The sequence below is a fragment of the Stenotrophomonas sp. Ker107b genome, assembly GCF_053847245.1.
This window is the reverse complement of the sequence record NZ_JBSPHX010000001.1, coordinates 1,887,921-1,904,631: the sequence shown is the minus strand read 5'-3', so window position 1 is coordinate 1,904,631 and position 16,711 is coordinate 1,887,921. Positions and strand designations below refer to the sequence as shown.

Sequence of the window (16,711 nt, the reverse complement as noted above, 5' to 3'; positions counted from 1 at the left end):
CGACCTCACTTTTCCTCGTACGGGAAGCTGCGGGCCGACATGGCCGCGCGCGCGTCATACGTGGAGGGACGTCCGGCGATGAAGTCATCCGGATACCAGGCGAAATGACGCACGCCCTGCGCCTGTAGACGGCGGATCTGCGCGCGCAGGCGGTCGCCGGGGATCGGCTTACCGGTGCGCCAGTCCAGCGTCTGCAGCTCGAACATCGTCTGCGACAACTGCGGATCGTGTTGCTTCACCGCCACCACCAGCCGGTCCAGCCAGCGTTCCGGGCTGCGGCTGCCTTCCATCCACGGCATCGCCATCAAAGCGGTGTGGTCGTAGGCCTTGTTGAACAGGTCCAGGCGCTGGGCGAACCAACTCGCGCTCTGCGGTTCCAGCACGGGCTGGGCATACAGGTTGCGCACGGTGCCCAGCTTCGGCCGCCAGCGCTGCGCGGCGGTGCGCAGCTCCAGGGTGAAGTCGATCAGGGCCTGGGTACGTGCACCGTCATCGCCTTCCTGCGGAAGCTGGGTCAGCTCGGTGTCGCGCAGGTAGGCGTCATCGTGGAAGAGCAGGCCCTCGAAGTACGAGTTGATCGCCAGGTCTTCGTAGATGTCATCGATGATCTTGCGGACCTCAGGCCGGGTGAAATCCAGCCGGAAGATGCCGTCGCTTTCCGGGCTCTCGATGGCCAGCGCCTTGCGGATGGCCGGGTCCTTGAGCTCGTAGCCCAGCACCGGCAGCCACGCGAACACCTTCACTCCGGCGCGCGTCTTGAGCTGCCACGCCACGCGGTTGAACAGGTCCGCACGCATCGGCAGATGGCGGTTGGGGAAGTACAACGCATCGGCCGAGCCGTTGCCATCCGGATCGGCGAAGGCCTGCAGGAAGACGTGGGTCGGGCCGATCTTCTTGACCCGGTCGATCAGCGCATCCAGGTTCTTGCCCTGTTGCACCGGGTCGGCATCGTAGACCGCATCCAGGTCGATCTGCAGCGCCCGCATGCCATCGCGCTCGACATCGCGGCGCAGCTCGTAGGCCAGCTGCACCACGGTCGGGTTGTTGGTCACCAGCAACCGGGCCAGACCGTGCAGATCACGCTTGACCGGCGTGCTGCGGCCTTCCAGATCGAACGAGACCGGCATGCCCAGCTGCTCGGCGATGTCGTTGCTCAGCGCGTTGTAGGCCGCGTACGGCCACACGATCGCCTTGGGGCTGACGCCGACATTGCGCTGGATGCGTTCCACGCTGCGGCCCAGGTCGGCGCGCAGGCGGGCTTCGTACTCGGCCGCGGTTTCATAGGTCCTGCGCGCCGGATCGTAGGTCCGGGTGATCACCGCCGGGGTGGAGTTGCCCTGCGGATTGGACTGCACGCCATGGTGCAGGTTGTCGGTGTGGCTGGCCAGTTCGATCAGCCCGCTCTTCTGCATCTCGCGCAGCTGCGCCCAGGTCAGGAAATCATCGCGGGTGAAGGGGCGGTAGCCGTAGTCGATCTGACGCCCGGCCGGCATGTCCACGTAGTCGGTGATCACCGCGACCAGCGCCGGATAGTTGTAGGCGCGCAGCAGCGGGAAGACCTTGCTGTACACGCTGCGCAGGCCGTCATCGAAGGTCAGCAGTACCGGCTTGGGGGGCAGCGGCGTGCCGCCCTTCGAGGCGGTGATCAGCTGCGACAGCGACACCGGGTGATACCCATGCGCGGACAGCCAGTCCAGGTGTGCGGCGAAGTTCTGCGTGCTCACGGCATACGCGTCCGGGTCGCCGCGGGCGGCGACCTCGTCGCGGATGTCGTGGTAGCTGAGCACCAGCAGCCCGTTGTCGGCGGCATCAAGTACGGCCGGTGGTTGCTGTGCCTGTGCCGGCAGCACCGCGGTGAGCAGGGCCAGCAACAGCCAGCGGGTCCAGCGCTTCAAGTCCATGTGCCGCATGTCATTCTCCCCACCGCAGGCCGGCATCCAAGCCGATGTGTCGTTCACGCTGTCCGTCATAGACCGGTCGCGACCAGCGGATGCCGTACTCGAAAATGCGGCCTTCGCCGAGCTGCCACTCGTGGCGGTACTCGGCCGAGGGCACGATCGCGCTGCCATAGCCCTGCTGCCAGTACTGGCCCACGGAGACGGTCAGGCGATGCCGGAAGTGGCGCTCGTAGTGGCGCCACAACTGCTGGTCCACGTGCAGGCCGACCTCCACCGAGTGATCCTCGGTGGGATTGAAATAGGGCACGTCATCGCGGCTGCCGCGGCTGGCATACACGCTGCCCAGACCGTCCAGGAACACCGTCGGCCGGGTCAACAGGCGCTGCTCGATGGCGGTGCTGACGGTATCGCGACGGTTGCCGTCGTCGTAGCGGAACTGGCTGGCCCCCACGCTCCAGTGGGTGCGCTCGTCGCGGCGATAGTCGGCCGCCAGTGCGATGCTGTCGGCCGTGATGCCGGAGACGCGTGCCTGCATCGAGGCATCCGGGTCATTGCGTGCGGCAGTGATGCCGGCATGCCATTGATCGCTGAACTGCCAGCCGAACCCGGCGCTGAGGCCGGTATCGCCGACGTGGTCGTTGGCGCGGTTGACGAAGGCTTCGGCATCGGCGCGGCCGTAGCGGTAGCGCGTCCCCGCACCGATCCGCAACGGGTCGATGGTCTGGTCCTGGAAATCCACGCTGCGCCGATCGGCGAACGCGACCAGGCGCCAGCGGTCGTCCAGCACCGGGGACTGCACTTCCACGCCGTAGCGGCCGTCATCGTTGCCCAGCGGCGATGCACCGCCACCGCCCGAGCTGCGCCCACCTTCGGCGTAGGCATGCCATTGCCAGCCACGGTGCGCACGCCAGCTGCGGTCCATGCGTTGCACGGAGGGCTGGTTCGGATAGGCGGCGAGCAGGGTGTCACGAACCGGCCGCGCCAGGTCATCGCGTTGCAGCTGCAGGTAGGCATCGTACTGACCGAGACGCGCCGGTACGTCGCGCGGGTCCAGCGTGTTGGCCATGCTGTAGCGCTCCAGCGCCCGTCGCGGCCAGCCACGCATCAGGTAGATGTTGCCGAGCGACGACTGCGTGCCGGTGTTGCCCGGGCCGATCTCGACCATCTTCTCCAGATCGCGCTGGGCGGTGGGCAGGTCGCCACTGTAGGCACGCACCATGGCCAGGTTGAGGTCGGCCTCGTAGCGCGGCCAGTTCGCATAGGGTGCCTTGGCACCGTTCGCCCAGCGCCACGCGGGCTCATCGGCCTGCCACTTCTTCAGCAGAGCGATCGCGGTGTCGGCCTGCTCGTCTTCCAGATACGCATAGGCCAGTTCCGAGCGCGCCTGCGGCAGCGACGGATCGGCTTTGAGCGCGGCTTCCAGCACCGGGATCGCCTCGGCCGGATGCTGCGTGGCCATCAGCGAATCGCCGACGGCGGCCAGCAGATAGTTCGGCACCGGGTGGCCCTCGGCGAGCAGCGTGCGGTACTCCTCGCGCACCTGTGCATGGCGGCCCAGCCGGTTGAGCAGGATCAGCCGGTCATAGCGGATCCGCAGCGGCGCCTGCTGCACGGTAGTGCCATCGCGTTCGAGGTACTGCTGCATCTGCACCAGCGCGGCATCGGCTTCATCCAGGCGGGTGTCCTCGCTGGGGCCATAGGCCAGGCTCCAGCCCACCAGCTTGGCCAGGTAATTGCCTTCCAGCCGTTCTTTTTGTGCGGCATCGAACAGGGTGGGGCGCGCCAGGTACAGCTGCCAGGCGCGGTGCGCGTTGCCGATATCCGCCAGGGTCAGCACCTGCAGGCGATACAGCAGTTCGTCGTCGGGCGACTGGACCCGTGCCCGCTCGATCGCCGCCAGTGCATCCAGCCATTGGGCGTGGTCCCGGAACTGGCCGATCTCGGCCAATGCGGTGTCCCGCGCAGTGGCTGCAGCGGCCGCCGGAGCGGAAAAAGCGAGTGTCGCGCATGCCAGGCCGACGCAGAGCGCCAGCGGCCGATGGTCGTACATGGAACCCCCCTTGGAGCATCCTTTCAAAGGTGTGTTGCGTCAAAAGTGTGACGCACATCACATGCCAATCGTGCCTGACTGCGCAGTTATTGCCAAATCGTTATGGGCCGGGTACGGCCGATCAGCCCCCGGGCGGAACCCGGAGGAGAGGGGCAAGTCATTGAATTGCTACAGATTCAGACCATGTCGCCAACATGGGAAAGCGCACTCCGTCGCCATGAAGCTGTTCAGCCACCTGGCGGTACCAGGGGCTCCGAACACTGCCCGATGTCTGGCATCGGGTCAGTTAGCGACACGCTACGTCAGCAGTTGCGCACAGCGCGTGTAGATGGACGCGCCGGGGCGATCACCACTGGTCTTCGAGCTTCTGCGGTTTGCAGGCGACCCAGGAGGCGCTGAGCAGCACCACCGCGCACAGCACCAGGAAGCCGAACGGCAGGTGCCAGCCACCGCTGACCGCATGCAGCCAGCCGAACAGGAACGGCCCCAGGCAGCTGAAGGCATAGCCCACGCCCTGCATGAAGCCGGACAACGCGGCCGAGCCGGCCGGCGTACGCGTGCGCAGGTTGATCAGGGTCAACGCCAACGGGAAGGTGGACGGGCCGATGCCAAGCAGTACCGCCCACAGCCAGGGAGCCTTCATCGGTGCGTACAGCAGGCCGGCGAAAGCGATCAGGAAGGCACTGAAACCGATCAGCACCAGCGGGAAGGGATTGCGCAGACGCACGGCCAGGGCCGGCATGGTCAGCGACGGCAGCAGGCCGCACGCGGCGAAGATGGCGACCATGATGCCGCCGAAGGCCGGCGTGGCACCGGCTTCGACCACGATGCGCGGCAACCAGGTGAACATCGAATAGGTCATCAACGAGGTCATGCCGAACATCAGGGTCATGCCCCACGCCAGCGGCGTCTTCCAGACCTTCCCGTGCGGCGCGCTGGCAGGATCGTTGGCGGCGCTGATCGTGTCCGGATGCGGGCGGGCGCGGGAGAGCATGAGCCACGGCAGCGCCGCCGCCAGCGACATCAGTGCCCAGATGCCCAGCGATACGCGCCAGCCCGCCTGCTGCGCGACGGGTACCGCCAGCAGGGCCGGCATCATCGTGCCGATCTGCAGCACGGTGATGTAAAGCGTGCTCATGGTGCCCACGCGGTTGGCGAAGTAACGCTTCACCAGCGGCGGTACGACCACGTTGCCGATGCCCATGCCGGCCAGTGCCACCACCGAGCCGAACAGCAGGCTGCCTACGCCGCCGGCCATCGAGCGCAGCAGCAGGCCCACGGTCGCCAGGCTCATCGCCAGCAGGGCGGTGCGCTCCAGGCCCAGGCGGCGCGCCACGGCCGGGGTGGTCACCCCGAACAGCGCGAAGGCGGCCGTCGGCAGCATGCCGAGCACGCCGGTCATGGTGGTGCCGAAGCCGAAGGTCTGGCCGAGCACATCCAACAGCGGAGTCAGCGAGGTGACCGCAGTGCGCAGGTTCAGGGCGGCCAGCAGAATCGCGGCAAATGCCAGCAGGCGCCCGTGCAACAGGGACTGGGAGGGGGAGGTGGGGTGAGTCATCAGCATGTTTCCGGACAGGTAGCGCACCGCAGCCTCAGGCATGCGGGTGCAACGGCAGAGACCGGCCAGCGGCCGGCATCTGCGGGGTAGGGGACTGGGCCGCCGCCGAAGGCGGGGCCAGGACCGGGCATTGTACGGGTTCGATACCGGCAGGTCCCTCATCATCCCTTCGGCAGGCGCTACGTGTGAAAACGTGTTCACAACAAGGGTCGCGCGATCCCCTTCCATGTGAGCTGCGTCAAAAAAATGACTATTTAGGAAAATACCTACATCCAGGTGGGTACTTGTCCTACCCGGAGAGTGGGGTTTTTGACGGTTTTCATGTCGCGAATAGCTCTTAAATTGGCGGGCCTCCATAGGGGCGGTCTATAGCGAACGATGGTTCGTGCCAGCCCACGTTCGAGATCCTGCATGCCAAACCACGTACTACCCACCCCGGCTCGCGCCGGTTCTCATGGCGCTTCCCGGCGCACCCTCCTTCTGGCCCCGCTGGCGGCCGCGCTGGCCCTGATCTGTCTGCCGGCCAGTGCCCAGCAGCTGCCGGCCCCTGATCAGGAACTGCTCCGCCAGCAGGAGCGCGAACGCGCGCTGCGCGAGCAGCTTGAAACGCGGCCCGATGCGCGCCTGCAGGACGCCCCGGTGGCGGCCCCGGAGCGGCTGCCCCAGGAGGAGGCACCGTGTTTCGTGATCGAGCGCATCAGCTTGGGCGGCGAGCAGGCCGAACGCTTCCAGTGGGCGTTGGCTGCGGCCAACGTCAACGGCGATCCGGCGCTTGGCCGTTGTCTGGGCACCACCGGGATCAACGTGGTGATGTCGCGCGTGCAGAACGCCATCGTGGAGCGCGGCTTCGTCACCACGCGCGTGCTGGCCCAGCCGCAGGACCTGACCACCGGCGCGCTGGAATTGACGCTGGTGCCCGGCACGCTGCGTCAGATCCGCTTCGCCGAAGGCACCCACCGCGATGCCACGATGTGGAACGCGATCCCGGCGCGGAGCGGCGACCTGCTCAACCTGCGTGACATCGAACAGGGGCTGGAGAACTTCAAGCGGGTGCCGACCGCCGAGGCCGACATCCAGATCAGCCCGGCCGAAGGCGCCGATGCCGCGCCCGGGCAGAGCGACCTGGTCGTGCAGTGGTCGCAGCAGCGGCTGGTGCGCTTCAACCTGAGCCTGGACGATTCCGGCAGCAAGGCCACCGGCAAGACCCAGGCCGGCGCGACGATGTCGCTGGACCACGCGCTGCGCCAGAACGACCTGTTCTACGTCAACCTCAACCACGATGTATTCAGCGGCGGCAAGCGCGGCACCAAGGGCTTCACCTTCCACTACTCCGTGCCGGTCGGCTACTGGCTGTTCGGCGCCACCCGCAGCGGCTACGAGTACGAGCAGACCGTGGCCGGCAACCAGCAGTCGTATCTGTACAGCGGCGAGAGTTACAACGCCGAAGTACGGGCCACGCGCCTGCTGTTCCGCACTGCGAGCAGCAAGACCAGCATGTACCTGCGTGCCTGGGAGCGCGACTCGCGCAACTTCATCGACGACACCGAAATCCTGGTGCAGCGCCGGCGCATGGGCGGCTGGGAACTCGGCCTGAACCACCGTCACTTCATCGGCCAGGCGACGCTGGATGGCACGTTCGGCTTCCGCCGCGGCACCGGGGCATTCGGCTCGATCGCAGCGCCCGAGGAGCTGTTCGGTGAAGCCACTTCACACCCGAAGATCTACTTCGCCGATGCGCAGCTGAGCGTCCCGTTCCAGCTTGGCCAGCAGCGCCTGCGCTACACCGGCAGCTGGCGCGCGCAGTGGAACCGTGGCGGGCTGGTGCCGCAGGACCGCTTCGCGATCGGTGGCCGCTACACCGTGCGCGGCTTCGATGGCGAGATGTCGCTGATGGGCGAGCGCGGTTGGCTCATCCGCAACGACATCGGCCTGGCACTCGGCGGTGGCCAGGAGTTCTACGTCGGCGCCGATTACGGCCATGTCGGCGGCAGCGCCACGCAATGGCAGCTGGGCAATGACCTGGCAGGCACCGTGATCGGCCTGCGCGGGTCCTATCGCGGCCTGTACTGGGACGGCTTCGTCGGCGCCCCGTTGAACAAGCCCTCTGGTTTCCAGAACGCGTACACCGTCACCGGATTCACCCTGAGCTGGTCGTTCTGATTCCAGCGCTGGCGCCTGCGCGCCGCGCCGACCGCACGCACACAAAGGAACTGTCATGAACAAGCATCTGTACCGCCTCGTGTTCAACCACGCCCTCAAGCTCTGGCAGGTCGCCGCGGAAATCACCCCGCGCCCCGGCGGAGCCGGTACCGGGCAGGATGGCGACCGCACGGCGGCACTGCGCCCGATGGCCTTCGCGTTGTGGGTGATGCTCGGCTGGGTCGGGGTGACCGGCATGGCCGCGGCGCAGGTGGTGGCCGATCCGAATGCGCCCGGCAACCAGCGGCCGACCGTGCTGGAAACCGCCAACGGTACGCCGCAGATCAACATCCAGACCCCCAGTGCGGCGGGTGTCTCGCGCAATACCTACCAGCGTTTCGATGTCGACCAGCAGGGCGCCATCCTCAACAATTCGCGCGGCAACACGCAGTCCCAGCTCGGCGGCTGGGTACAGGGCAATCCCTGGCTGGCCGGTGGCACCGCGCGGGTGATCCTCAACGAGGTCAACGGCGCCAACCCGAGCCAGCTGCGCGGCTACGTGGAAGTGGCCGGCGACCGCGCGCAGGTGGTGATCGCCAATCCCGCCGGCATCGATTGCGACGGCTGCGGCTTCATCAACGCCAACCGCATCACCCTGACCACAGGCACGCCGATGTTCAACGGCGGCGCGTTGGAGGGCTACCGCGTGCAGGGCGGTGCCATCCGCATCTTTGGCGCCGGCATGGATGCCAGCCGGGTCGACTACACCGATCTGATCGCGCGCTCGGTGCAGCTCAACGCGGGCCTGTGGGCACAGCAGTTGCAGGTCACCACCGGCGCCAATACGGTGAGCGCCGATCTGAGCCGCGTGCAGGCGCAGGCCGCGGAAGGCAGTGCGCCGCACTACGCGCTCGACGTCGCGCAGCTCGGCGGCATGTATGCCAACAAGATTCTGCTGATGGGCACCGAGCATGGTGTGGGCGTGCGCAACGCCGGCAATCTCGGCGCGCAGACCGGTGAGCTGGTGGTCACCGTCGATGGCCGGCTGGAAAACACCGGCAAACTGCAGGCGCGCGACGACACACGCATCGCGGCCAGCGGCGGTGTGCGCAATGAAGGTCTGGTCAGCGCGGGTCGCGAGTTGAACCTGCGCACCGGCCAGGATCTGGACAACACGGGGGGTCAGCTCAACGGCACTCGTCTGGATGTGGAAGCCGCCTCGCTGGTCAACCGCGACGGGCGCATCGAGCAGGCGGGTGTGCAGGCGTTGGCGGTAGAGAGTGGGCAGTTGAAGAACCGCGACAAGGGCAGCATCGGCGCGCTGGCCCAGCAGGATGGGACCGCACCGACGACGCCAGGCACGGCGGAAGGCACGGGCAACCCAGGAACGCCGGGCACCGGCAACGGCAGCACCGACGGCAGTGCGCCGGGGGTGATTCCGCCGACCACCGCGCCGCTCGCGCAGGGCCGCGTGATGATTGCCGGCCTGCTCGACAACGATGCCGGCGCGGTGCTGGCCGGTGGCGATATCGATCTGCGCGCCAGTGAGTTGGACAACGACGGCGGCAGCATCGGCGTGCGCGACCTGAGCGTGAACGGTGGCGCGCTGTCCAATCGGCGGGGCGAGCTGACCACCCAGCGCGACCTGCGCGTGCAGGGTCAGGCACTGCACAACGACGCCGGCGCATTGAACGTGGGCGGCGCCCTTGAATTAAGCACCACGCAGCTGTCCAACCACAGTGGCACGATCACCCACAGCGGCACTGCACCCACCCAACTGCTGGTGCAAGGCACGTTCGACAACACCGACGGCCGTCTCGCCAGCAATGCCACCTCACTGGCGCTGACCAGTGCAGTGCTGGTCAACACCGACGGCATGCTGATGCATGCCGGCACCGATGGCCTGCAGCTCACCATCGGCACGCTGGACGGCCAGCGCGGCGAGATCGCCACCGCAGGCACGCTCAGCCTGCGCGCAGGGCAGGTCGATCATCGCCAGGCGGAATTGCAGGCCGGCACGCTCGATCTCCAGGTCGATACGCTCGACAACCGTGGCGGCCAGTTGCTGGCGACCGGCAGCCAGGCCAACCGCATCGAGGCGACGACCGCGCTGGACAACACCGGTGGCACGCTCGCCAGCAACGGCGATCTGGCCATCGATACTGTGCTGCTGAGCAACGCGGCTGGGCAGGTGCAGCAGGCCGGCAGCGGCCGCCTGGACATCACCGCGGCGACCTTGGCCGGGGCAGCCGGCAAGCTGCTGAGCAACGGCGCGCTGCACCTGCAGGGACAGCGCATCGACGTCTCCGGCGGTATCACCTCGGCGGTGCGCATGGAGATCGACGCCGGGCAGTTGGACAACCGTCGGGGTGAGCTGATCGCCACCGGCACCGACACACTTGGCTTGCGCGTGACTCACGCGCTGCAAAACGACAGCGGTCAGATTATCGCCAATGGTGCGCTCGCCCTGCAGGCGGGCAGCCTCTCCAACCGCGACGGCAGACTGCTGGCGGCAGGCAGTGCGGCCTCCACGCTGCAGGTGAGCGGCGCGCTCGACAACCAGCGCGGTACCCTGGCCAGCGCAGGTGGCCTGACACTGCAGGCTGGCCAGCTGGACAACCAGGCTGGCACGGTCCAGGCAGCCGGTGACAGCGCACTGCAGCTCGCCGTGGACGGCCTGCTCGACAACCGCGAGGGTGGCCTGATCGCTTCCGGTGGTGCGCAGCAGCTGCGCGCCGGCAGCCTCGACAACCGCGGCGGCACCGTCAACGCAGGCGACACGCTGGACGTGGCGGTCTCCCAAGCCCTCGACAACAGCGCCGGCACCCTCGCTGCCAACGACACGCTGCACGTCCGGGCCAGGCGCATCATCAACCGTGACGCGGGCACCCTGGCCTCGGTCGAAGGCGATGTCACGCTCGACAGTGCGAGCGATATCGACAACACCGCCGGTGTGATCCAGGCCGAGCGTGCGCTGTCGGTGACCAGCCAAGGGCTGACCAACGTGCGTGGCACGCTGGCCGGCGCCTCCGTCGCCTTGGATACGGGTCTGGGCGGCGTGGACAACAGTGAAGGCATCATCGCCGCCACCGCCGGCACGCTGGATATCCGCAGTGGTGCGCTGGAGAACCGCGCTGGCCTGCTGCAGTCCAGTGGCGGGATGAGCATCGATACGCACGGCCAGCGGCTGGGCAATACCGACGCGGGCGCGCGTGGCGGTATCGTCAGCGGTGCCGGGCTGACCCTGCGTGCCGGTGAGCTGGACAACCGTGCCGGGCTTGTCCAGGCGCAGACGGCGCTGGACGCGCGACTGGCCTCGCTGGACAACCGCAGCGGCGGGCAGGTCGGCAGCGGCACCTCGCTGCTGCTGCAGGCGCAGCGCGTGGACAACAGCGGTGGCCGTCTCCAGGCCGCCCAGAATCTGACCCTCGATCTGAGCGGTGAGCTGGTCAACCAGGCCGGGCTGGCCGTGGCCGGTGGCGATCTGGTCGCCCAGGCTGCGCGCATCGACAACCGCGCCACGAGCGGCGGCGGCACCGCGCTCGGGCTGCAGGGTCGCAACGTGGACCTCACTGCCGCGCAGATCGATAACAGCAGCGGCATGATCGCTGCCGACCAGCGCATTGCGCTGCAGGCGACCGATGCACTGTTCAACCAGCAAGGCCTGGTGTCCTCGGCGGGCAGTCTGGACGTGCGCGCCGGCCAGGTCGGCAACACCGACGGCACGCTGCTGTCGGCGGGCAACCAGACGCTGCATGCCAGCGCGCTCAACGGCACGGGCCGGGTGTTGTCGCAGGGCGACCTGGTGCTTGCCCTGCAGCAGGACTACCGCAACGATGGCCAGATCACCGCCAATGGCAAGGCCACCGTTTCCACGCAGGGGCTGTGGACCAACGCAGGCAAGGTGCAGGCCGGGGATCTGAACCTGCACGCACGCCAGATCGACAACCTCGCCACGGGTGAGATCAGCGGCATCCGCACGCAGGTGCGCGCCGATGGCGTGCTCGGTAACCGAGGCCTGATCGACGGCGTGGATACCCGCGTCGATGCCGATGTGATCCTCAACGTCGGCACCGGTCGCATCTATGGCGACCGCCTGTCGATCGGTGCCAACACCCTGGTCAACAGTGACGAAACGCTGGAGGGCGTTACCCGCGCGGCCACCCTTGCCGCGCGTGAGCGCCTGGACATCGGCGCCGGCACCGTGGTCAACCGCGAGCAGGCGCTGATCTTCAGTGCCGGCGGTGGCGACAATGCACTCAACATCGGCGGTGCGCTGGACGCGCAGGGGCATGCGGTCGGTCGAGCCGGCCTGGTGCACAACGCCAGCGCGACCATCGAGTCGCTGGGTGGCTTGAGCATCGACGCCACGCGCCTGCTCAACAGCAACGAGCACTTTGCCACCACTGAAGTGATGGTGGTGGGCCCGACCAAGAAGCTGTACATCCAGCCCAAGGGCACGCCGGGCATGCACGATGCCAGCGAGTTCACCTGGTCCAGCTGGAGCCGTGCCGGCAAGTACTGGTGGAAAAACGGCAGCGGCGACGTCAAGGCATGGACCCAGTACGACGTCACCCATACCGAGTACGAAACCCAGGTCACCTCCAGCGCGCCGGGCCGGATCATCTCGGGCGGCAACATGACCCTGCGTGGCGATGAGCTGATCAACGACAAGAGCCAGATCCTGGCCGGTGGCGCGTTGCTGGGCGACCTTGGCAACCTGCGCAACGTCGATGCATTCGGCGAGTACCGCGTGCGCGAGGAAGGCACCAGCCAGTACACCTACAGCCGCTGGCGCGGTGGCTTCAAGCGCTATCACGAACGCAAGTGGGACGGGAAGATCGCCTATCGCCCGGCCGATGAAGTGCGCACCATCAATCTGGGCGTGACCCGCACCGAACAGAACACCCGCGATGGTGGCAGCGGCTACCAGGTGGGCGGCATCACTACCGGTACCGTCGGTGGGCAGGTCGGTGGCGCAGCCGACGCCGGCGCCATCGGTGGGCAGCGCCAGGTGACCGAGGTCAGCGCCAGCGTGGCCTCGATGGCGGGCCCGGGCAGCAATGCGGGCACCGGTGCGCAGGGCGCGGAGGGTAACCAGCCGACCGTGATCCGCACCATCGGCGTGGAGGCCGAACTACCGCAGAGCAGCCTGTTCCAGAGCGGCCCGAATGCTGGCCAGTATCTGGTCGAAACCGATCCGCGTTTTGCCGACTACCGCAGCTGGCTCGGCTCGGAGTATCTGCTGCAGAAGATGGGCGTGGACCCGGCCAACGTGCAGAAGCGGTTGGGCGATGGGTTCTACGAGCAGACGCTGGTCCGCGATCAGGTCGCCCAGCTCACCGGCCGCCGCTTCCTGGACGGCTACGCCGACGATGAAGCGCAGTACCGCGCGCTGCTCGACAACGCGGCCACCGTCGCCGACGCATGGGGCCTGCGCCCCGGCGTGGCGCTGACCCCGGCACAGATGGCCCAGCTCACCAGCGACATCGTCTGGCTGGTCGAACAGCGCGTCACCCTGGCCGATGGCAGCACCACCACCGCACTCGTTCCGCAGGTGTATGTGCGCGTGCGCCCCGGCGATATCGACGGCACCGGCACGCTGCTGGCGGGCCGCTCAGTGGAGCTGAACCTGCGCGGCGATCTGGTCAACAGCGGCACCATTGCTGGCCGCACCGCGGTGAAGATCGATGCGCAGAACCTGCGCAACCTCGACGGCCGCATCAGCGGTGACACGGTCAGCGCCAATGCGCGTACCGACCTGGACAACCTCGGCGGCCTGATCGATGCGCGCAGCGTGCTGGTCGCCAGCGCTGGCCGTGATCTCAACATGGTCACCACCACCCGCAGCGGTCAGAACACGGCGGGATTGAGCGACTTCAGCCGGACCAACATCGACCGCGTGGCCGGGTTGTTCGTGAGTGATCAGGGCGCCACGTTGCTGGCCAAGGCCGGCCGCGACCTGCGCATGGACGGCGCCCAGGTGGTCAACACCGGCGCACAGGGCCAGACCCTGCTTTCGGCGGGGCGTGATCTCTCCCTGGGCACGGTCACCGAAGCACGCCAGGAGAACAACGTCCGCAACAACGACAACTACCTGCGCCAAGGCTACGAGCGCGAGGTCGGCACCACCCTCGATACCGCTGGGGCAGTGCAGCTGCAGGCCGGGCATGACGTGAACCTGCGCGCCGCGCAGGTCTACAGCAGCGATGGCGCGATCTCGGTGATGGCCGACAACGACGTCAGCATCGCCAGCGGCGAGCAGAGCAATAGCTGGAGCGAGGGCCGCAAGCACACCCATCGCGGGCTGTTGAAGTCCACCACCAACACCACGCGCGACAGCCTGGAAGAAACCCAGGCCATCGCCAGCACGCTCAGCGGGCACCAGGTGGCAGTGCGTGGCAACAACATCACCGTGACCGGCAGCAACGTGGTCTCCGATGCGGGCACCGTGCTGCTGGCCGACAACGATCTGACCGTGCAGGCGGCGACCAACACGCGCGGCGAGAGCCACTACAAGCGCAAGGACGAAAGCGGGTTCCTCTATAACGGCGGCGTCGCGTTCACGGTCGGCACGCAGATGCAGAGCCGCGATGCCAAGGACGTGAGCACCAGTGCCGCGGCGTCCACCATCGGCTCCACCGCGGGCAACGTGGTGATGGTGGCGGGCAACAACTACCGCCAGGTTGGCAGCCACGTCGTCGCGCCCGAGGGCGACATCGACATCCATGCGCGCAAGGTCGACATCGTGGAGGCCCGCGAGACCGGCGTCGCCACCCAGGAGGACAAGTTCCGCCAGGCCGGCCTGACGGTGGCGCTGACCGCGCCGGTGATCTCGGCGATCCAGAGCGCCGAGCAGATGAAGAAGGCGGCCAGCCAGACCGACGACAGCCGCATGAAAACGCTGGCGGCAGCGACTACCGTGCTCAACACGGCGGCAGCCGTGGGTGCGGTGCAGGCCGATCCGGGCGCGGCGGGCGGCATCAACATCTCCATCACCGTGGGCGGCGCACGCAGCGACAGCAAGACCACCACCACGCACGACAACGCGGCCGGTTCCAGCATCACCGCGGGTGGCGACGTGCGCATCAGTGCCACGGGCGCGGGCAAGGACTCGGATCTGACCGTGATTGGCAGCACCATCAACGCCGGCAACAACGCCTACCTGCGGGCCGATGGCGATATCGCCCTGCTGGCGGCGCAGAACACGCTGGAGACCGATCGCAAGAGCAGCGCGGCCAGCGGCGGCGTCGGCGTGGCGATCAGCATCGGCTCCGGTGGCGCCAGCGCCGGCATCACCGCCAATGCCAGTGGCTCCAAGGGCAAGGGTGAGGGCACCGACGTGAACTGGACCAACAGCCACGTCAACGCCGGCAACACGCTGGTCCTGCAATCCGGCGGCGACACCACCCTGCGTGGCGCAGTGGCCAGCGGCCGCCAGGTGATCGGCGATATCGGCGGTGACCTCAACATCGAGAGCCTGCAGGACACCTCCACCTTCCACAGCAAGGACACCAGTGTCGGCGGCAGTGTCACGGTCGGCTTGGGCTTCTCCGGCAGCGCCAGCTACGGCAACACCAAGGTGGATGGTGACTACGCCAGTGTGGTCGAGCAGAGCGGAATCAAGGCGGGCGACGGTGGCTACCAGGTACGCGTAGGCGGCAATACCGATCTGATCGGTGGCGTGATCGCCTCCAGCGAACAGGCCATCGCCGACGGCCGCAACCAGCTGATCACCAGCACATTGAGCGTGCGCGATCTGGACAACCGCAGCGATTACAAGGCCAGCAGCCTCAGTCTGTCCGGCGGCTTCAGCAAGAGCGGCACCGGCGCCCCGTCCAGTGGCGGCAACAGCGGCCGTGGCAACGACGGTACGCCAGGGTCCACCGGTGCGGCCGGGCAGGGCAGCAGCTGGTCCTGGCAAAACTATGGCAACGATGCCAGCGCTGCCGCGCCCGGCTATGCCAGCGACACGGGCAGCGATGCCAGCACCACCCGCAGCGGCATCAGCGCAGGCGGGCTGACTATCACCGATGGCAACGCGCAGCTGGCCAGGACCGGCAAGAGCATCGACGACACCCTGGCCAGCCTCAATCGTGGTGTGCTCAGTGGCGACGATGCCAACGGGCTGATCCGTAACTGGGATCCGGTGGAACTGGCGCAGAAGGTGCAGGCCGAAGCGCAGATCAGCGCAGCGTTCACCCAGCAGGCGCACAGTGCCGTGGGCAGCTATGTGGCCAGCCGCGGCGCCAGCATCAAGGAGCGTTACGAGCACGCCGACACGCCGGAGCAGAAGGCTGCGCTGCAGGCTGAAGCCGATGAACTGCGCACGCAGGAGAAGATGCTCAACATCCTTATCGGCGCGGTGACCGGCTCGGCGACCAGCGCGGTCTCCAAGGAGGCGCTGGCCAGTGCGGCGGACTGGATGCGGCAGGAGATGATCAGCAATTCCAGCATCTTTGCCGGCGTGGTGGACCCTGCCAATCCCGAGGTCAACCCGACCTCGAAGGATCCCACGGTGCTCAACAACATCAACGGGATCAGCGTGGGTGTTGACGGCGATGGGATCAAGCTGGGCGGCACGCGCGTTGACCTGGATCAGCTGTGTGGGGAGAGCAACGAACGCTGCATGACGCTGCCGGGCAGCAAGACACTCGCCTTGGACGACAAGGGGCGCGTGCAGTGGGATTCGGCCAAGGCGAAGATGACGCTGTCGGAGTTTCTGCAGAGCCCGGCAGGCAAGGGCATGGGCGGGCTGACCGGTGGCATCCAAGGCATCGAGGGCACCTTGAAGGGTACGCCGTATGCGTCTGGTGCGTGGCAGGACAGGCTGATCGAGTACTTCGCCGGCCCGCACGACATGATCGGCGGCCAATGGGGTGGCCTGTACGATGAGCAGGGCAATGCAACCCGCGATCGCCCGTCGCCACTGAAGATGGTGCACGAAGGGTGGAGCGTGGTGGCCATTCCGGTGGCTGCGCCGTTCGCGATGGCCAAGGCACTTCCGCCGCAGGTATGGGAAGCGATCTCCATCCTTGCACGCGCTTCGCGGTGAGGATGGCACGC

Annotated in this window: 5 protein-coding genes; 2 read left to right on the top strand and 3 right to left on the bottom strand. The window is 67.5% G+C overall.

Features of this window, described 5'->3' with window-relative positions:
• Nucleotides 1–5: 5 nt before the first annotated feature.
• The 3 genes from pgaB to ACWV8V_RS08610 all read right to left on the bottom strand — a co-directional run bounded on the left by pgaB (nt 6) and on the right by ACWV8V_RS08610 (nt 5,506).
• Nucleotides 6–1,901 carry a poly-beta-1,6-N-acetyl-D-glucosamine N-deacetylase PgaB gene (gene pgaB / locus ACWV8V_RS08620; RefSeq protein WP_455899627.1) on the bottom strand — a complete coding sequence of 632 codons (1,896 nt, stop codon included), beginning with the start codon at nt 1,899–1,901 and terminating at the stop codon, nt 6–8.
• A 10-nt stretch (nt 1,902–1,911) separates the two neighbouring features.
• The gene (gene pgaA, locus ACWV8V_RS08615) at nt 1,912–3,948 is read right to left on the bottom strand and encodes a poly-beta-1,6 N-acetyl-D-glucosamine export porin PgaA (RefSeq protein ID WP_455899465.1); all 2,037 of its coding nucleotides are present in this window, start codon (nt 3,946–3,948) and stop codon (nt 1,912–1,914) included.
• A gap of 346 nt (nt 3,949–4,294) precedes the next feature.
• Nucleotides 4,295–5,506, bottom strand: a complete 1,212-nt coding sequence (locus ACWV8V_RS08610; RefSeq protein ID WP_259261513.1) for a CynX/NimT family MFS transporter — start codon at nt 5,504–5,506, stop codon at nt 4,295–4,297.
• A gap of 411 nt (nt 5,507–5,917) precedes the next feature.
• Here ACWV8V_RS08610 and ACWV8V_RS08605 point away from each other — a divergent pair, with 411 nt between their 5' ends.
• Together ACWV8V_RS08605 and ACWV8V_RS08600 are read left to right on the top strand one after the other, a co-directional pair.
• Complete coding sequence (locus ACWV8V_RS08605) at nt 5,918–7,666, top strand: ShlB/FhaC/HecB family hemolysin secretion/activation protein (RefSeq protein WP_259261514.1); 1,749 nt, start codon at nt 5,918–5,920, stop codon at nt 7,664–7,666.
• Nucleotides 7,667–7,721: 55 nt separating this feature from the next.
• Entirely contained in the window at nt 7,722–16,700 is an 8,979-nt protein-coding gene (locus ACWV8V_RS08600; RefSeq protein ID WP_455899464.1) for a two-partner secretion domain-containing protein, read from the top strand.
• The last annotated feature ends 11 nt before the right edge of the window (nt 16,701–16,711 follow it).